The organism is Colwellia echini (assembly GCF_002843355.2).
GTDB lineage: Bacteria > Pseudomonadota > Gammaproteobacteria > Enterobacterales > Alteromonadaceae > Colwellia > Colwellia echini.
In genome coordinates, this window is record NZ_PJAI02000004.1 from 105,778 (window position 1) to 125,503 (window position 19,726).

Genomic DNA, 19,726 nt, shown 5'->3' on the forward strand with positions numbered 1-19,726 from the left:
CATACATTTACCTAATACTTTTAAATTATGACCATTGATTAACTAGTTAACCAAAAGCAATTTTTGAAAAACATCTGCGGTGATATAACCTAAGTTTTTACTACCGTTCACCGCTTTAATATCAGTTGAACCAATAAAGTGCTCGCGCTCTTTACTGCCATCATTATCACAATAAGCCAACATAAAGCCGACTTTTTTACCTACAAACAATTTCACTGGTTGAGGGTTGTTCTGCTCCATCGTAAAACTGTCGTCATAAAGTCGAAGGGCAACTTCCCAAATAACTTTATTAGGTGAAACTTCACTGCGTTGCCACTTACTGGTTAAGTGGTCGTTTAATAATACAAAGTTATTTGAGCCGTCTGCATTTTTTTCACCAATATCTACCGCCTGATTATCCAGCGCAATATGGTAGGCAAATGCGTTGAAATTAAATTGATGATTGCCACCAGAAGCATCTTCGTCAATAAAGATTTCTAACGCATCGTCATCCCAATATAAATAACGAGGATCGGCATGTTGATCAAATAATACATCGTCAGTTATTTCTACCAATAAATATAACTGTTGCTCATCCCACATAATTTTATACTGGGCTGAAAAATCATCCTTAGTTAAGTTTTCGCCCAAAATTACATTGTCAATCTGTTGCCAGCTAGCTAATTGCCAGCTTGCTTCATTAGCTAAGCCATCTATTTGTATTGCTTGTGGTGTTTTTTTGGCTTCAAGTGCTGAAGTATTCATTGAAGCCGATACCATTAATGTGGCTATCAATTTAAGATAGTTATTCATTATATTAATTCCTTACTATTTTTTACTGTTCAACAATAGGCAGTTTTACTAGCAATTTATATTGTTGTCCTGCTTTTAAATCACCTAATATATTGCCCGTTACGACTTGCCCATCTAATAAGATTTCAACTGTATCAACTTCACTTTGTTGATACAGTTCAAAATCAATAATCGCTTTTCTAAATAATCGCTGTCCTGATATCTGCTTCATTGATGAGGGCAATTTCGGCGCTACTTTTAAGCCAGTTGCGCAACCTTTTAACCCACACAACTCTTCTACTAAACAACGGTATAACCAAGACGTTGTGCCGGTATTAAATAAATGACTTGAACGCCCTGCTTGCTCTGGTAGTTGATGATAAGCACCGCGATAATAATTAGGCACGTAAATAGGTAATTGCCCAGTAACTTTAGCATTATCAATCGAGGGCAACATTTTACTGAGTAGGTCAAAAGCTAAATCATTTTGACCTACTTGATAAAGTGCATAAATATAGAATATTGCCGCATGATTATAAACCGAGCCATTTTCAGAAACGCCGGGATGTTTTTGAGTTATACGACCAACATCTTCAACCATAGCGGTATAACTTGGTGCTAGCATCATGGCACCTTGGGGCGTAATTAGTTGCTTTGATATTGCCGTTATCATTTTGGTTTGCTGTTCTTTACTTGATGCGCCACTTAACATAGCCCAACTTTGTGGATTTAAAAATATTTTACCTTCAACATCTTTATCAGTTCCAAATACACGCCCTTCATCGGTAATACCACGAGCAAACCACTTATCATGCCAGAGATGTTGATTTACAGCATTATTCATCATTTTAGCTGCTAAACGATATTCCTCGTGTCTTTGTTGATTAACTGAGATGTTATATTCTTCACAAAGATCACACCACATAGTTATCGCGTATGCTGTTGCTAACGATAACCACGCTGATACGCCTTTACCTTTATAGCCCACCATATTCATTGGATCGCACCAATCACCTTGTTCAATAAAACTTAATCGGCGGTGATCTGTCGCTTTAATCAAGTAATCTAATGCTAATTCAATATGGCGGGAGAACGTTTGCTTTTCTGTTGAGTCAGCAAAACTAATCAACTCATTCAGTAAGCTTACATCACCTGTTTCGTTTAAATAAACTAATAAACAAATTGGCAGCCATACACCATGATCTGCATGAGGAACTTGATTAATATATTTAAGCTCTGCGTCTTTATAAAGCAGCACACCTTCAGGCATAGCGCCATTAATGGTTTGTTGCGATACCGCTAAAATATAAGCTTGCCGAGTTTTTTCTGGGTGGATAAAAGCCATCCCCATATTGTCTTGAATATAATTGCGAGTTTGAGGATCAGTACTCAACCTATTCACGTCGCCATGGTAAAACATTTGTCTTGGTAGCCAATGATTAAAAAAATCATCAAAACCGGCATTACCTGAGTCAACAGTTACACAAGCTTTACCTTGTTTTATGTATGCTAGGTAATCTTTTCTCGCTGCAATGAGTTTTTGTTCACCAAGATATTTCTCTTTGATCGTAGCTATTTCAGCATCATCTTTGGCAGGTCCGAACAAAAATTGATAACTCTTTTGCTCTCCCGCTAATAATTTCTGCTTAAATTGCATTACCGCAACTGGCGTTTCATAACGTGCATCAACATTTTGTAATAGGTCTGCTTGCAACGCTGTTGGTTGATGCAAGCCACCTTCACCTTCAAATACTTTCTGATTCGCATGCCAAGCGCTAGGTTTTGTATCACTTAAGAAAAATGTTTTATCTTTAAAGTCTTTATGTTTGAAGTAATCTTCAACCTTTTGATACGGCGTAACACAATCGCCAACAATCGCATTTAATGATTCGTTATAGGTTGCCGATTGATTCATCCATGACATGTAACCAATAGTAAAATAAGGATAAACACTAATATTTCTAATTTTATCCGTTGCATTAGTTACCGAGAAAAGCCAGCACTCAACTAAGTCAAACTCTGTTAAATTAACTTTCACTTCGATTTTTAAGCCGCGATGTTCAATGAGCCAAGCAATATGACTATCGGCTAACTCAAACGAAAAACTATCAAGCTGAACTCGCATAGGCTCATAAGGTAGAGATATTATTTCGCCGCTGTCTTCATCTTTTAGATAAAAAAATCGACCGGGGTGATGGCTAAAGTAACTGTGCTCAGGTTGAATAAAACTTTTAGCTTCCATGTTCGGCGCATAAGAATATTTAGCTGGCTCTGGCTGCATAAAAAGTGAATTAACATAGCCTCGACAATTTACTTGCATCACCATGTTTTGGTTCCATAAAAAACCTGTCGCATTAGGCAAAGCTGTTGGGCTTGTCAGTTTAACTTTACTGAGATTCCCACAATTAGTTTCAACACTTTTATTGTTATTTATATTATTAGAATCAATACTGATTAAAGGTATTTTAGACATTAGTTGCTCCTCTTGTACCTGATTTATCATTACCTTTATTCGAGGTTTCTTTGTTTAGCTGTTTTTGTGCTAACTTCTCTTGCTCTAAATCTTCAGCAGCAAGCTCGCCTTGGATCCTATTTAACTCATGTTCATCTAATGGGTAAAAGTAAATTAGAGGTACAGCAATAGCCGCGAAAACTGCTGGGATCAAAGTCATCAATAAGACAATCCCTTCTTGCGAAGCTCCTGATTGCGCTTCGTTGGCAATATAGCCAAGAGAGCCTAAAATCCAGCCAATCATTGCCCCCGCAAATGCACCGCCAAGTTTTTGAGCGAATGCTGCTGCAGAGAAAATCATAGCGGTTGCACGCCTTCCCGTTCGCCATTGTGAAAAGTCAGCGGTATCTGCATACATTGAAAAAACCAAGGGTGATTTTGGTCCTAACGCTAAACCAATCATAATTTGTAAAGCGAACATTAAAGTGATGTTGTCGTTCGGTACAAAATAAAAAACCAATGATAGTGTGGCTACAATAGCCATTAAAATCATCAGTAAACGACGTTTATCTACAAACTTAGTTAATAGCGGCGTAGAGGCTGCACCTATCGCTAATGAAATCATGTAGGCCATTGCAAAACTACCAATTAAATCTGGACGCTCAACATAATATTTAAAATAAAAAGTACCCGTACTACCCCTTAACGAAATAGTCATCATAATGATCAGCGCTAAAACAAATAAAACTTTCCAAGGTTTATTCTGAGTTAAATCTTTTAAATCTTGTAATACAGGTGTTTTTTGTTGCGGGGGTGGAGATATACGCTCTTTAGTTGATAAAAAGGTAGTAACAAAAAGACCTGCTGAAATCAGCCCATAAAGCAGCATAGTTAACTGCCAACCTAGTACTTCATTACCCTGCCCTAAATAGTTGACTAATTCAGGTGTCATATAAGCAACAAGGCTACCGCCAGAAAAAGCACCGATAAAACGAAAGCTAGTTAATGTGGTTCTTTGTTGACTGTCACCCGTCATTACCCCCATTAACGCACCATATGGAACATTAATAAATGTGTAAGCTAGCATCATAAATATGTATGTTGCATAAGCCCAAATCAATTTATTGCTATCAGTAAAGTCTGGCACGGTAAAGGTAAGTACCCCCGCCGCTATCATAGGAATTATGCCCCATAATAAATAAGGTCTGAATTTACCAAAACGCGTAGTTGTTCTATCGGCTAATGCACCCATTATAGGATCTGAAAAAGCATCTATAAGCCTAGTTACCAACATCATGGTGCCAACAGCTGCTGCTGGTAAACCAAAGACATCGGTATAGAAAATGAAAAGGAATACGTCGAATACTCGCCAATAAAAGTTTGAAGCGACATCGCCACAGGCATAGCCGACTTTTTCGCCCAATGTGAGTTGTTGTTTTATTTTTTTTATCATTATTAAACTCTCTTAAACTATCGTTCTTTATTATTTCTATTATGTTGGCTATAGATTAATTAACCGCGAGTACTTGTACGATGTTTTCTAGGTGTTGTTACTTGTTATATATTCTTTTATATCGCTATTGTTTATAAACCGTAGCATTGCTCTTGCTATATGAGCTTAATTAAATATATATGCTAATAAAGAGCATATTGAACAGGGTTAGAAAGCCGAACTTTATAATTATTCTCTAATGAATAAAGTTACATTTTCGCATCAAAAATATTCATTAAAAGTTACATTTACCTGCTTAATTACACATCAATGTAAGCGCTTACAAATATACGTACATTTTAATTATTATCAATCAATAAATTTGACCTACCACTCAAGTTTAAATATAAACAACTGTAATTAAATGATTTAATAAAAATAATTATTATTATAAGTAAATAAAAATAGGTTTAGTTAGTGTAAAAGCTTTAATTTAGTTTGAAATAACTATTGACGTATTTTTATTATTAACATACTTTTATGTAAGCGCTTACATATACATTTATTTACAACTTGTTAAAACTTAGTAACTCGTGATATTTTTTTGTATAGCATTTTAAGCCTCAACCAAAATCAATAATTATAAAATGATCCACAAAATGGGGATACAACATGAACAGCAAAATATTTACTAAAACAAAGATTGCCACCACCTTATCGGTGATACTTGGCGCGACTAGTTTACCTGCTTTCGCAGCAGATGAATCAACCACACAAGAAGTCGTAGCAGCAACTGAAATACAAAATGAAGATACTGAAGTAATTCAAGTAACGGGAATACGTTCAAGTATTCAGGAGTCAACTCGACTAAAGCGTGATGCAACAGGCGTTGTTGATGCTATATCAGCAGAAGATATAGGTAAGTTTCCAGATACTAACTTAGCAGAATCATTACAACGGATTACGGGTGTTTCAATTGACCGCGCCAATGGTGAAGGTAGCCAAGTAACAGTTCGTGGTTTTGGCCCTCAATATAACATAATTACGTTAAACGGACGTCAAATGGCTTCATCAACATTACCTGATGGTGGTGGTGCTTCTGATAACCGAGCTTACGACTTCCAAAACATTTCAGCTGATGCAGTTAGAACAGTTGAAGTATTCAAAACAGCTAATGCGGCCATGGCAAGTGGTGGTATTGGGGCTACCATCAATATTGAGACGGCTAGACCATTTGATAACCCAGGTTTAGTTGCTAGCATTAGCGCGAACGCAATGATGGATACCTCGGTAAGAAACGGTGTTAAAGATTACAGCGACAAAGTAACACCTGAATTATCAGGTTTATTAAGTTGGACAGATGAAGAAGAAATGTTTGGTGCTTCTTTCTCTGGTAGTTTTGCACAACGTGACAGTAGCTCAACAACTGCAGGCGTTGCACAATGGCGCAACAGTGATTGGAACGGTCCATTACTTGCTACCGACGGTATTCCTGTCAATGTAACTAATCCTCCAACTAATGGTGATGACTTTTTACTTCCTTCAGATTTAGCGTACCGTTTATGGGACAGACAACGTGAACGTACTAATGCACAATTAGCACTACAATACCGCCCAATAGACAGTGTAACTGCGACATTTGATTACACTTACACTAAATTAGAAAAAGAAGAACAAGGTACCGAGTTATCAATTTGGATGGATACCTATAAAAGTGAAATCGACTTTACTCAAGGTTTAAACCCGTCTCCTTTAAACTATATGGAAGACAGAAGAGAACAAGCTCCTCGTGATATAGCAACCAAAGCAAAATACCGCAATTCAGTAACTGAAGATATAGCACTTGGCTTTAACTTAGAATGGCAAGTTAATGATGATTTAAGTTTTGCATTCGATTATAACGATTCTTCTTCTGATTCTTCACCGTTATCAAGCTTAGGTAATGATGTAACTGTTGGCTTGGGTTCTAATATTATAGCAGGACAAGGTGCTACTTATAGTGACGCTGGTATCCCTGAAATGATCGTTGATTTTGATGATTGTGACCCAAGAATTGGTTTAAATTGTAATCAAAAGTTTGATGAATCAGATGTTGGTAGCTCTATTTATCAAAAAGCACATGCATATAATACAAATGACATTATTCAAATTCGTATTGACGGCGCATGGGAATTTGAAGACGGTAGAATTGATTTTGGTGTTGAATCTAGAAAAATGGATAATCATTCTACGCAATCAAGCACCAACCAAAATATGGGTGGTTGGGGTGTAAGTAATCCAGGTGAAATACCTGCCGGCATGTTAGAAGCTATCGACTTTAACGACTCGCTAGACGATTACAAAACAGCAGGGTGGACTGAAGCTTTCCGTGGTGACACTATTGATTTAGCTAATTGGGCTGCAGGCGTATATGACTTAGATTTAGCACGTGATACCGCGCTTGCTACTGACCGTCGTATTCAAGAAGATGTTACCGCAGCTTATATCAAAGGTGCTTATGCTGGTTATATGGGTGATATGCCATATAACGTGTCTGTTGGTGTTCGTTATGAACAAACAGATTCTACTTCAACAGCTAATATAGCAGCACCAACCGCTGTTGCATGGGTTAGTAATAACGACTTTGAAGTTAACCAAGGCGCCTTCGAAGATGCTACATTAATATCAGAGTCAAATAGTTATAGTAATTTCCTACCTAACATCGATTTTGATATTAACTTTACCGATACGTTAAAAGGTCGTGCAGCATTTGGTCAAACAATTGGTCGCCCTGCTTATGGTCAATTAAGTAATGGTGTAAGTATTACTGGCGGTCCAAATAGCCCTACAATCTTAGGTGGCTCTGCGGGTGGCGCAAACGTTGGTAGAGCTTCACTTGAACCATTAGAATCAACTAACATCGATCTTTCGCTTGAATGGTACTTTGATGATACGAGTTACGTTTCTGCAGGTTACTTCAGAAAAGACGTTGATGGTTTTATTGGTAACGCACCTATTACAAGTCCATATTATGGTTTAACAGACCCTAGTGGTGGTCCACGAGCAGAACAAGCTATTCTTGATTTACAAGCCGGTGGATATGAAGTAAACGATACAACCTTGTTCTCACAAGTGGTAGCCACCCAATTAGGTGAAACCATCTACTCAAATGGTCATGACGATACTTTCTATGAGACGCAAACAGTCCTTGGTAATAGTGATGATCCTGCAATGGAATTCTTATCGCAATCTCCTACTAATAACAAGTCAGCGGTTATCGACGGTATGGAATTTGCGTTTCAACATTTCTTTGGTGATACAGGTTTTGGTGTTATAGCTAACTACACATATGTTAACGGTGACATTGAATTTGATTTAGCTTCTACTGATACTCAATTTGCATTACTTGGTTTAAGTGATACAGCAAACTTAGTATTAATGTATGAAATGGATGATTTCCAAGGTCGATTAGCTTATAACTGGCGTGACGACTTCTTAGACAGTGCAGCGATTTATCAAAATGAACCAGAGTTCACGGAAGCCTTCGCACAAATTGATTTCAATTTAAATTATCAATTTACTGAAGAGTTCTCTATGTCATTTGCAGGTATCAACATTACAGGTGAAGATCCACGTAAACACGGTCGTACAGGTAATCAGTTAACATCTGCTGAAGAGTGGAGTGCTCGTTACGAATTAGGCGCTCGTTACACGTTCTAAGTAGTACTTAATTAGGTATTAACTTATCGTTAATATCTAATTATTAGCGAACAACAAAAGCATAAATAATTAAAATAAGCCGCTGAATATTAAAAACTCAGCGGCTTATTAATTTCACTTATTGTGAATACCCTACATTGATGCAAACTAATATTCAATTAAAGCAAGTTAAGTTAATTTTTATAAAACAATCTTTTACTAAAGAGTCTTTTATAAAGTATTAATTTTAAGTACAGTAAATCATTACGTTAAATAACACGTTACGTTGCGCAAGCTTCATCTAAAGGAATTCCCATGGCTGATCACAGTATTCTCGATAATAAAAATCACAAAGACCTTAAAGTTATCACCAATTTTGACGGTGAATTTGCCGAAAAAAATAATAGTGCTTTAATATTTCCAACCGAAATAAAAAATGCACAACGTGATTACCCTATTCTTTTTATTAAAAATCCTGAAACAGGTCAATTTCAAAGTGTCGTATTACTTGGTTTAGTTGCTAATGAGAATCTTTATATTAAGGCCGGTTGGCAAGCAAGTTATATTCCTGCGATGATCACTAAAGGACCTTTTACTATCGGATTTGAAGAACAAGAAGTAAATGGCGAAAAAGTTAAACAACCGATTATTGCTATTGATTTGGATAATCCAAGAGTAAACAAAATGAAAGGGGAAGCTGTTTTCCAAAAAAATGGTGAAGCTAGCCCTTACCTTCAACAAGTCAATCAGTCTTTAAAAGCACTCTATGATGGTTCTCAGCTAAACCAAGAAATGTTTGATGTTTTTATAAAAAATGAATTGATTGAACCTGTCGCTTTAAATATAGAATTAAATAATGGGGATAATATTTCTCTTGAAGGTAATTATACCCTTAACGAAGAAAAACTTTCTAAACTCAGTGGTGATGCGCTTAATGAAATGCACACATCAGGATTTTTAAGAATTGCTTACTTTATTACTGCTTCATTAGGCAATATTCAACGATTAATAGATTTTAAAAATAATCTTAAAAAATAATGAAAACAGTAATTTCCTTAACAACGCATGTACTGAGGCTAAAATGAAGAATAATTTAAATAATAATAAAATCACTAAAATCGTTATTGCAGGTGGTGGGACTGCTGGTTGGATGGCGGCAGCTTCGTTATCAAGGTTATTGGGAAAATCCTTTGACATCAAGTTAATAGAGTCTGATGAGATTGGTACTGTAGGGGTTGGTGAAGCAGCAATACCACCATTAGTGGCTTTTCATAATTTGCTTGGTATTAATGAACAAGCTTTTATGAAAGCTACCAATGCTACATTCAAATTAGGTATTAACTTTGAAAACTGGAAAAATGGTGATGATGAATACATGCATGGTTTTGGCCGCGTAGGAAAAGAATGTTGGGCTGGAGAATTCCAACACTTTTGGTTACATGGTAAACAAAATAATATTAATTTTGATTTTGATAAATATTGCCCTGAAATTCAAGCTGCTAAAGCTGAAAAATTTGCAATTACTAAAGATGGATTAAATTATTCTTATCATTTAGACGCTACGCTTTATGCAAAATTTTTACGATCGTTTGCAGAAGCCCATGGTGTTAAACGCTTAGAGGGTAGAATTGTTAATGTTGCGAAAGATAGTGACACAGGTGACATAAAATCGCTTGAACTTGCTAATGGCAATGTTATTGACGGTCAGTTATTTATCGATTGCACTGGTTTTATCGGCTTACTCATCGAAAAAGCGCTACATACAGGCTATGAAGATTGGTCTCATTGGTTACCTTCTGATAGTGCTGTAGCAGTACAAACAAAGTCGTTATCAGCGCCTTTACCTTATACTCGTTCAATTGCCCACAAAAGTGGCTGGCAATGGCGTATTCCATTACAACATAGGGTAGGAAATGGCTTAGTTTTTTGCAGTAAATATATATCTGATGAAGATGCCAAAAGCTTATTACTTAATAACATTGAAGGTGAGCCGATCACCCAACCTCGAGTGATTAAATTTAAAACTGGCCGTCGTAGAAAAGGTTGGAATAAAAACTGTATTGCCTTGGGTTTAGCAAGTGGCTTCGTTGAGCCATTAGAATCAACCAGTATTCACATGGTTATGACCGGTATTTTACGATTAATAAGGTTATTTCCTTTTGAAGGTATAACTTCTTCTGCTGTTAACGAATACAATCAACAACTCACCGTTGAACTTGAGCATATTCGCGACTTTATTATTTTACATTACCATGCGACAGATCGGGCTGACACACCATTTTGGCAATACTGTAAAAACATGGAAATACCTGAATCACTTAAACAAAAAATAGACTTATTCAGAGAAACTGGCCGAGTTTATACATCTGATGGGGAACTCTTTCGAGTTGATTCATGGGTGCAAGTAATGTTAGGGCAAGGCGTTTATCCTGGACAATATCATCAAATTGCGGCCATTATGAAAGCTCATGAACTAGAGAAGTTTTTAAGTGATATAAGACAAACAATTGAGAAAGGCGTTGCTAGTTTACCAACACATAAAATTTTTTTAGAGCAATATTGTTCTTCATCGTAGCTTAGCTAGAAACTAGCTAATTTAATGCTCAGTTTATATAAACGATATCCGCAGTGCAGATATCGTTTATTTATAAATAACGCTAAATTTTCTGCATACCATACTGTTTAATTTTATTAATTAACTCTCTATTTGTAGGTAGCACTGATAAATATTTTTTAGTTAATTCAACATTCTCACTAAAGAATTTATGCGCCATATTTTCATTTACAAATTTGCGTGACCGTGAGTTTTCTGCTGTTTCAAAGCCCATACCATAAAGAATATATTGCCAACTTGCTGAAGGGAAAACCTCTTCAACATGATGAAAGTCTTGCGGGCCTGGTGGTTGCTGTTTCCATAAGGTCATTAACTCTTGTAAGCTTTCAGGTATTGTTTCAAGAGCACAATTATCAACCCAATACGCTGAATCGGTTCGCTTGGTTAAAACATAATGCAGCTTTAAAAAATCGATTATTCGCTCCCAGCGATAAAGAAATTGTTTATTATAACGTTTCGAAACAATATCCATAGTTTCTCGTGTTGTTGGCATTTCACGACTTATTTTAGCTGCAGCAAGTTCAACTAACACTAAAGCAGAAGCTTCAAGCGGCTCTAAAAAACCAGAAGCCATACCTATAGCAACACAGTTTTTGTGCCAAAATTTTTCTCGATGACCGGGATTAAAACTAATTTTTCTAACGCTGAGTTTATCAGCTTCTGTTTTGCCAATGGAGGACTCAATATAAGCACGTAATTCAACTTCTGCTTCTGTTTCATTCGTGTGTTCACTTGAGTAAACATAACCTACACCTCGTCTTGAAGGTAGCCCTATATCCCAAATCCATCCTGCGCTTTGAGCTGTTGATATGGTTTGTGAAGCAATAGGGCTATTATCATCTAGGTAAGGTACTTGCACAGCCAAAGCCGTATCATTAAATAAGATGTGTTTTTTACTAATGAAAGGCACTTTAAAATGCTTGCCTAATAGCATTGAAGATAAACCTGAGCAGTCAATAAATAAATCGCCTGCTATATCACCATTCATTTTTGTTGTAATTGACAAAATGTCGCCATTATCAGCTGAATTTATTTCGGTTACATGGTCAATAACATGGTTAACACCTAATTTTTCAATACAATGTTTTTGTAAAAACATGCCTAGCTTTACAGCATCAAGGTGATAAGCATAATTTGCCATACCTGCATATTCTGGTGTTGTTATAAGTTTAGGTGCTCGTCCTTGCTCACAAACATGCCCTTGAAAGCTAACTGCATCGGCAAATGAAATATCTGCACGATGTTTCTGCCAAGGAAAAACAAGATCTGTTTTGCCATAACCTTGTGGTAATACAAACGGGTGACAATAATGATCGTCTTCTGCTCCGTTAACCCATTTGGAAAATTTAGAGCCTTGTTTAAACGAAGCCTCACACTCCCTAAATAAGTCAGTTTCATTTATCCCTATTTTATCTAAAGTTTCTCGCATAGTAGGCCAAGTACCTTCACCAACACCTACAGTATTAACCTCTGGTGACTCTATTAAGGTTACTTGTAAACCTGATTCAGATTTTAAATTATGCTCTGCGGCAATTACGCCAGCGGTTAACCAACCTGCAGTGCCTCCACCCACTATAATTACTTGTTTAATCGCTTTATTCATAATTATTATACCAATATTATTGTTTTATATTTTTATCTAGTTAACGTTACATATTCGGTTCAGAGTAACCCATAACTAATATATTCGGCCTACACATTAACATTTTCAATCATTACATAAATCATTGTTTTTTATATTTTTAATATTTATAATCAAATTATTGTAAAGCTAGCTTTTTAATATTTATTAATACTAATTATTACCTGAAATTTAATATTTTATTGGAGTAAAAAATGAGTCGTTCTTTCCTTTTATTGAACCCGAACGCCAATATATCCAATATTACATTTGGTGTAGAAAAACAGCCTTTATTAAAAGTTGATTCTTACCTTACGGACCCACAAGTATTGATTGATTTCGCTATCAATAAAAACCAATTCTCCCCTTCAAATAGTTTTTATCCTGGTATCCGTATGCCCTTGCCTATTTCATATATCCAAGCACTAATACATAACTTAGGCGCAGATATTGAGGCAACCTTTGGGGTCGATTTAAAAAAAATAAAAACCGCTGTTGCTACTTTTTCGATTATTACAACACCAGCGGAAAATCTTGAATTTTTTCAAACTATTCCACACTTTGATGGTTTAGGAGAAAACAAATTAGCCATATTACATTATTTATCTGACATGCCAGATACTGGTACCTGTTTTTACCATCATAAAGCCTTAGGCTATGATTATGTGGATGATTCACGATATCAAGGCTACTTAGATTATCTCGATGAGCAATTTAAAGATAGAAATCAAGCATCCGATACCTATATTTGTGACGACTCTGCTGAATTTGAAAAAATAGCATCATATCAATGTGTCTTTAATCGATTACTGATCTATAAAGCCTCTAGTTTACACTCTGGTCTTATCACATCAGATTATAATTTTGATCCTAACCCCAAAACAGGACGCTTAACGATTGCAAGTTTTATTGAATTTAATCCATAAAATTCTATTTAACCTGAGTTCAAGATAATTAGAGTTAGTAGAAAAATAATATCAATAACTTAGAACTTTTCCTCTACAATAGTTTTAATAATTCGTAGTAAAAGAAGGGAAAGCGAAGCCAGTAACGGGTTATTGGAAGCTTTCATGACGCAGCAATACGGATAATTAAAACTGTTTTAGCATTTTGCTACCCCAAACTCAGATTATTTATAATAACTTGATTTTAAAAGGAGTGGCTAATAGCTAAACCGCTATTTCAATAAATGAGCTAATAAACTTATTATCAGCCCATTATTATTACTTTTAATTAATCACAAGCTAAATTAATTGCGTTAACACTCGTTTCTTTGATAAACACATCCATAAAATCAATAGTGAATACTGATTTAGTCGCTAAAGAAAATGGATTAGTAATATCTGTTAAATCAGCACCTGCTTGCTCAAAACATCGTAAGTTTATATTTAAAGTCTGCCATTGATTCATTTCCAATGAAGATAAAGTTTTACTGATATCTACTAGTCCTTCGCATTGCTCACCACAGTCCATTGATATATAAACAGGTTTATCCTTTGATACCGTATAACCTTGTGGTAAACGCACCGCAACTTCTAGCACTGAGCCTGATTTTTGATAAGGCGTTAAATCAATAGCATGCTCGCTACTAAAGCTAACTTCACCAAAACCTTTACCATTAAAAACAATTCTTCTGGCATCTTCTTGAACATTTCGATCAATAGTACGTAAATAAACAGTGTTATTTTCAACAACGTTACTTACCATATGAGTTGATGAATTAGCATCTGATATCACAACTTTCCAAGGCGCTTTAATAGCACTTTCAAACAAAGTAATACCTTGTAAATTAGTCTTAGTCGTATCAGTAATAACCACTAAATCATCTGCTAATATATTTTCATCACCATAAGCTAAACCAAAGCCATAAGGCAGTAATGGCTGATAGTCTTGATCAAAACGATTTACATTGGTTTGATCTGCTGCTGATGGCCATGAAAATGATAATTTACCGGTAAAATCATAATTAACTTCATCGTTAGTATTTTTAAATAACACATCGGCAACAACATCACCTTCAGATCCAGGTAACCATACCGCCACAAACGCATCAGAAGCATTCAGCTCAGCATTAACCCACATAGGTCTGCCGCTGATAAATAATGAAACAACAGGTATACCTTGGGTTTTAAGTTTATTTAACAACGCTAAGTCTTGTTTTACACCTTGTTGATATTCTAAGTTTTCAATATCACCAACACCTTCTGCGTAGGGTTCTTCACCAAAAACGACGATGGCAACATCTGGCTTACTCTTAAAATCACCTTTAACATTAAGTGTTACCTGGCCACCCGCAGCGATAACTTGTTGTTCGATGCCAGCATAAATAGAGCTTCCCCCTGGAAAGTCTTGATTCGTGTTATTAGTGCCCTGCCAAGTGATACTCCAACCACCTGATTGTTTGCCAATATTATCAGCGCCATCGCCAGCAACTAGAATATTTTGCTTAGGTGATAAAGGGAGAATATTGTTTTTATTTTTAAGTAATACCAACGACTCTCGTACCGCTTGTTTGGCAACTTCTCTGTGCTCTTCAGCACCAATTAGTTTTGTTTTACCAGATAACGTTCTATTTATCGGGCTAGGCTTCTCAAAAAGGCCCGCTCTAAATTTAACGCGTAAGATTCTGCTCACCGCATCATCAATTCGTGCTAATGGAATCTCGCCACTTTTAACTTGTGCAATCGTATTTTCATATAATGGCTTCCAAGCATCTGTCGGCACCATGAAAATATCTAAACCAGCATTTATTGCTTGCGGACAACTTTCATTTGAACAGCCTTTAATTTGTCCGTGACCATTCCAGTCACCTACCACAAAACCATCAAAGCCCATTTTGTCTTTTAAAACATCCGTTAATAAATATTTATAGCCATGAATTTTGTTGCCATGCCAACTGTTAAAGGAAGCCATAACCGACTGTGCACCCGCAGTTAATCCACCAACATAACCTTGAGCATGAATATCAAATAACTCTTGCTCTGATGTTGTATTATTGCCCTGATCGTCACCTCCTTGAGTACCGCCATCACCAATAAAGTGTTTTACAGTGCTTATCACTCTCTCGTCGCCAAGAAAGTCTTTATCTGCAGCCCCCTGCAAACCTTTGACAATAGCAGCAGAATATTCTCTCACTATTTCAGGATCTTCTGAGTAACCTTCATAAGCCCTACCCCAACGATCATCACGGACAACTGCAACAGTTGGCGCAAAAACCCAATCGATACCCGTTACCATTACCTCAGTTGCAGTGATCGCGGCAATTTTTTCAATTAACTCCGGGTTACTGGCAGAACCTAAGCCAATATTATGTGGAAACAGTGTTGCGCCAATAACATTATTATGGCCGTGAACAGCATCTGTGCCCCACATAGTGGGAATACTATTGCCATCTAACGAGTCATCAATTGATGCTTGATACATGTCCTCGGCTAACTGAACCCAATCATTTGGCGTTGCATGCTTGTTAGCATTAGGAAAACTTCCACCGCCATTTAAGTATGATCCAAAACCATATTTACGCATATCTTCAACCGTAATATCACGTATTTCTGGCTGGATCATTTGTGCGACTTTTTGTTCCAGTGTCATGGTAGCTAAAAGCGCTGCTATTTTATTTTCAATAACAGTCTCGGTTTTAACATCTGCATTAAGCTCAGGCCAAATATCAATATTGGTTGACGTTAATGCATCCTCTGTTTGGGGAGTAACATCGCTCGAATTAACGCTCGAATTGATTAGTACTGCCGAGTCAGACTGTTTGTTATCGGTACAACTAATCAGTAATGAAGCTAAAACCAAGCAAAGTAGTGTTGGTTTAAATTTACCGTGATTATGTTTTAATTGTTTTGTGATGAATAATTTCATATTTAACCCGTTGCTTTTTAACATAAGTATTACCATTTTTTAATACTGATAAGTAAGTTGCTAAGCTGAATAAGTAGACTTAATTTCAAATGCGCACTAAGTGCTAGATTTTTAGCAGGAACGTAACTAAAACCCTAACTACAGCTCTAACTAACTAACTAAAGCTTTGACTTTACTGCCTGATACGCCGTAATAAGCAATAAACAAATAACATAATATTGGTAATAAAAATGCGGGTTGCACGCCTATACTATCGGCTAAAACACCTTGAACAAGCGGAATAATTGCACCACCAACAATAGCTAAGCATAAAATACCAGAGCCTTGACTAGTGTGTTTACCTAAGCCTTGAATAGCTAAACTAAAAATTGTTGGAAACATAATAGAATTACATAGGCCAACAAGTAAAATTGAAACCATCGCAAGTGTACCTGATGACAAAACAGCAATGATGATGAGAATTACTGCAGCATTAGCATTGAAAAACAAAGCTTTTCCAGCTGCTACTTTTTGCATTACAGCCGCACCAATAAATCGGCCTACCATAGCGCCGCCCCAATAATAAGCAATATACTTTGCAGCATCTGATTCTTCTAACCCTGCAATGCTAGGCTCAGCTAAAAAACTAACCAAAAAACTACCGATGGCAACTTCAGCTCCTACATAAACAAATATGCCAACAGCGCCAAGCACTAAGTGACGGTAATGCCATGCACTACCGTCTTCGCCCTGTAAATCTTTTTGCTCTACTTCTCCTACCGATTCTAAATTAGGTAATTTTAACCAAGCAAAAATTGCCGCAAGCGCTAACAATAAGGCTGCTAAAAAAACATACGGCATTTGTACTGACTCTGCAGTTGTATGTGGTGTTAAGGCGTCTGCTGCTTGATTTAAAATCAAAAAAGCACCAAAAAATGGCGCTACGGTTGTACCCAACGCATTAAAACCTTGGGTCATAGTTAATCGAGATGACGCTGTTTTAGCATCACCTAGCATACTCACATAAGGATTAGCAGATACTTGTAATAAAGTAATACCACTAGCCAGAATAAATAACGCCATCAAAAACACAGGATAACTATGCATAGAAGCCGCAGGATAAAAACATAAACAGCCTACCGCAGCAATGACTAAACCAAGCACTATGCCTTTTTGGTATCCTAATTTTTTAACAATTACGCCAGCAGGTAATGAAACAAGAAAGTAAGCCCCAAAAAAGCAAAATTGTACCAGCATAGCCTGACTATAAGATAAATCAAAAATACCTTTTAAATGCGGAATTAAAATATCATTTAAACAAGTAATAAACCCCCACATAAAAAATAGTGAGGTTAATGATGTGAGTGCAAAAGTATAATTGTTGTTTTGCGACGCACTCCCTACCGGGTTTACTGCGCCTAAGTTTGAATGCATTGACATAACTACCTCTTCAAGATTTATTTTGTTAAGTGTTTGATTAATTATCGCTTAACTTATTATTGTTTGAATAGATTCCAATGAAACCAAGTAGTTTTTATTCAGTAACTTACATTGATTTATTTGAAATATCATAAAGTGGTTGACCTAAGTCTTATAAACCACTAACCTTAAATGTAAGCGCTTACATTGAGGATGTAAAGTACAACTGAGTACTTTTTACTATTTTTGTAAGGCCGCACTTAAAATTACACTTAGATAATTGCCAAACTAAATCGGCTTAAAATAGGTATACCGTTAATGAACACAAAAATTACTTTACCCGCGAACTCCAAAATGCTTTCAAATGATTTTGTTTATGGCGTAGCAACCGCTTCTTTTCAAATTGAAGGTGGCAAAGACTCAAGACTTCCGTGTATTTGGGATACATTTTGCGATACACCAGATAAGGTTGCTGATGGTTCAAATGGCGAAACTGCTTGTAATCATTTTAACTTATGGCAGCAAGATATTGAGTTAATTGATTCATTAGAAGTTGATGCCTATCGATTATCTATTTCATGGCCACGTGTAATAACTGAATCAGGTGAGCTAAACCCTGAAGGTGTGGCTTACTATGTAGGTATTTTAGATGCGTTAGCTGATAAAAACATTAAAGCCTACGTGACACTATACCATTGGGATTTACCACAACATTTAGAAGACAAAGGCGGTTGGTTAAATCGAGAAACGGCTTATAAATTTAGAGATTACGCTGATTTAATTTCAAAAGCCTTTGGCAATCGTGTTTATTCTTACGCTACTTTAAATGAACCCTTTTGTAGTGCCTTTTTAGGCTATGAGGTTGGCGTTCATGCGCCAGGTATTGTTGGTAAAGAGTTCGGCAAAAAAGCGGCACACCACTTGTTACTAGCACATGGTCTAGCGATGGCAGTATTAACTAAAAACAGTCCTAATTCATTAAATGGTATAGTTCTTAACTTTACCCCTTGCTACCCTGAGTCCAATTCAGAAGCGGATATTAATGCTACTGCATTTGCTGATGATTACTTTAACCAGTGGTATATTAAGCCATTATTTGACGCTGAATATCCAGCAATAATGTCACAATTACCTGTGCAGAATCACCCAGAAATTCAGCCAGGCGATATGGAAATAATTAGCCATCCGTTGGACTTTTTAGGGGTTAACTTTTATACCCGAGCAATTTACCGTGCTGATGTAAAAGAGCATTTTTTCCAAATTGATCCCCCTGAGCCACTTACCGATATTGGCTGGGAGATTTACCCTAAAGCGTTTACCGAGTTATTAGTATCGCTTAATAAAAAGTACAAACTTCCGCCGGTATATATAACAGAAAATGGCGCGGCAATGGCAGACACCATTGTTAATGGCGTGGTAAACGATCAAAACAGAATTGATTATTATCATGATCATTTAAATGCAGTACATAATGCCATTGAGCAAGGTGTAAATGTTGATGGTTACTTTGCTTGGAGTTTAATGGATAACTTTGAATGGGCTGAAGGCTACTTAAAACGCTTCGGCATTGTTTATGTTGACTACGTTACGCAAGAGAGAACCATTAAAGCTAGTGGTTTAGCGTATAAAGAATTAATTAAAAACAGATAGAAAGTCTGTTTAATGAAAGAGATAGCGTTAGTTACCTCTTTCCGTACAGCTTTAAATCATAGATATTAAGTACAGTTAAATATCACAAAAACATATAAATCAATATATTAAAGCTATACATTAAAGCTATACATTAAAGCCAATAAGCTAAAGTTATAAAACAAAGATAATAAAGTTAAAACAACAAGGCTATTACAAAAAAATCATGCTCTCAAGCATGAACAGAAATAATAATAACTATAA

At 36.3% G+C, this 19,726-nt stretch carries 11 protein-coding genes; 5 read left to right on the forward strand and 6 right to left on the reverse strand.

Features of this window, described 5'->3' with window-relative positions; genetic code table 11:
- Positions 1-42: 42 nt before the first annotated feature.
- From CWS31_RS05435 to CWS31_RS05445, 3 genes are read right to left on the reverse strand one after another with little or no spacing between them, the layout of a single operon-like run.
- Positions 43-792 carry a sugar-binding protein gene (locus CWS31_RS05435; protein ID WP_101345164.1) on the reverse strand — a complete coding sequence of 250 codons (750 nt, stop codon included), beginning with the start codon at positions 790-792 and terminating at the stop codon, positions 43-45.
- 22 nt (positions 793-814) lie between these two features.
- Positions 815-3,244, reverse strand: coding sequence for a GH36-type glycosyl hydrolase domain-containing protein (locus CWS31_RS05440; protein ID WP_101345165.1), 2,430 nt, complete (start codon positions 3,242-3,244; stop codon positions 815-817).
- Positions 3,237-4,676: an MFS transporter gene (locus tag CWS31_RS05445; protein WP_101345166.1), complete on the reverse strand. Its 1,440-nt coding sequence runs from the start codon at positions 4,674-4,676 to the stop codon at positions 3,237-3,239. Before CWS31_RS05445 ends, CWS31_RS05440 begins: the two co-directional genes overlap by 8 nt.
- A gap of 651 nt (positions 4,677-5,327) precedes the next feature.
- Between CWS31_RS05445 and CWS31_RS05450 the strand changes: the two genes are divergently transcribed.
- From CWS31_RS05450 to CWS31_RS05460, 3 genes are all read left to right on the forward strand, one after another.
- Entirely contained in the window at positions 5,328-8,354 is a 3,027-nt protein-coding gene (locus CWS31_RS05450; protein WP_101345167.1) for a TonB-dependent receptor, read from the forward strand.
- Positions 8,355-8,648: 294 nt separating this feature from the next.
- A complete protein-coding gene (locus CWS31_RS05455) occupies positions 8,649-9,371 on the forward strand; it encodes a SapC family protein (RefSeq protein ID WP_101345168.1) in 723 nt (240 codons plus the stop codon).
- Positions 9,372-9,414: 43 nt separating this feature from the next.
- A complete protein-coding gene (locus CWS31_RS05460) occupies positions 9,415-10,908 on the forward strand; it encodes a tryptophan halogenase family protein (protein WP_101345169.1) in 1,494 nt (497 codons plus the stop codon).
- An 82-nt stretch (positions 10,909-10,990) separates the two neighbouring features.
- On the opposite strand, the gene CWS31_RS05465 is transcribed toward CWS31_RS05460, so the two are convergent.
- Positions 10,991-12,550 (reverse strand): tryptophan halogenase family protein, encoded by a 1,560-nt coding sequence (locus tag CWS31_RS05465; RefSeq protein ID WP_101345170.1) that lies wholly within the window; start codon positions 12,548-12,550, stop codon positions 10,991-10,993.
- A 233-nt stretch (positions 12,551-12,783) separates the two neighbouring features.
- On the opposite strand from CWS31_RS05465, the gene CWS31_RS05470 reads away from it, so the two are divergent.
- Positions 12,784-13,494, forward strand: coding sequence for a DUF6445 family protein (locus CWS31_RS05470; RefSeq protein ID WP_101345171.1), 711 nt, complete (start codon positions 12,784-12,786; stop codon positions 13,492-13,494).
- Positions 13,495-13,801: 307 nt separating this feature from the next.
- Here the strand turns inward: CWS31_RS05470 and CWS31_RS05475 are convergent, their stop codons facing one another.
- Both CWS31_RS05475 and CWS31_RS05480 read right to left on the reverse strand, forming a co-directional pair.
- Positions 13,802-16,435: a glycoside hydrolase family 3 protein gene (locus CWS31_RS05475; protein WP_246143380.1), complete on the reverse strand. Its 2,634-nt coding sequence runs from the start codon at positions 16,433-16,435 to the stop codon at positions 13,802-13,804.
- A 150-nt stretch (positions 16,436-16,585) separates the two neighbouring features.
- Complete coding sequence (locus CWS31_RS05480) at positions 16,586-17,854, reverse strand: sugar MFS transporter (protein WP_425457510.1); 1,269 nt, start codon at positions 17,852-17,854, stop codon at positions 16,586-16,588.
- Between the two features lie 297 nt (positions 17,855-18,151).
- Between CWS31_RS05480 and CWS31_RS05485 the strand changes: the two genes are divergently transcribed.
- Positions 18,152-19,483, forward strand: coding sequence for a GH1 family beta-glucosidase (locus CWS31_RS05485; RefSeq protein ID WP_101345173.1), 1,332 nt, complete (start codon positions 18,152-18,154; stop codon positions 19,481-19,483).
- The last annotated feature ends 243 nt before the right edge of the window (positions 19,484-19,726 follow it).

Bases quoted from the DNA above. Each gene is read 5' to 3' on its own strand.
- CWS31_RS05435 (WP_101345164.1), bottom strand. From the start codon at position 792: ATGAATAACTATCTTAAATTGATAGCCACATTAATGGTATCGGCTTCA.
- CWS31_RS05440 (WP_101345165.1), bottom strand. From the start codon at position 3,244: ATGTCTAAAATACCTTTAATCAGTATTGATTCTAATAATATAAATAAC.
- CWS31_RS05445 (WP_101345166.1), bottom strand. From the start codon at position 4,676: ATGATAAAAAAAATAAAACAACAACTCACATTGGGCGAAAAAGTCGGC.
- CWS31_RS05450 (WP_101345167.1), top strand. From the start codon at position 5,328: ATGAACAGCAAAATATTTACTAAAACAAAGATTGCCACCACCTTATCG.
- CWS31_RS05455 (WP_101345168.1), top strand. From the start codon at position 8,649: ATGGCTGATCACAGTATTCTCGATAATAAAAATCACAAAGACCTTAAA.
- CWS31_RS05460 (WP_101345169.1), top strand. From the start codon at position 9,415: ATGAAGAATAATTTAAATAATAATAAAATCACTAAAATCGTTATTGCA.
- CWS31_RS05465 (WP_101345170.1), bottom strand. From the start codon at position 12,550: ATGAATAAAGCGATTAAACAAGTAATTATAGTGGGTGGAGGCACTGCA.
- CWS31_RS05470 (WP_101345171.1), top strand. From the start codon at position 12,784: ATGAGTCGTTCTTTCCTTTTATTGAACCCGAACGCCAATATATCCAAT.
- CWS31_RS05475 (WP_246143380.1), bottom strand. From the start codon at position 16,435: ATGAAATTATTCATCACAAAACAATTAAAACATAATCACGGTAAATTT.
- CWS31_RS05480 (WP_425457510.1), bottom strand. From the start codon at position 17,854: ATGTCAATGCATTCAAACTTAGGCGCAGTAAACCCGGTAGGGAGTGCG.
- CWS31_RS05485 (WP_101345173.1), top strand. From the start codon at position 18,152: ATGAACACAAAAATTACTTTACCCGCGAACTCCAAAATGCTTTCAAAT.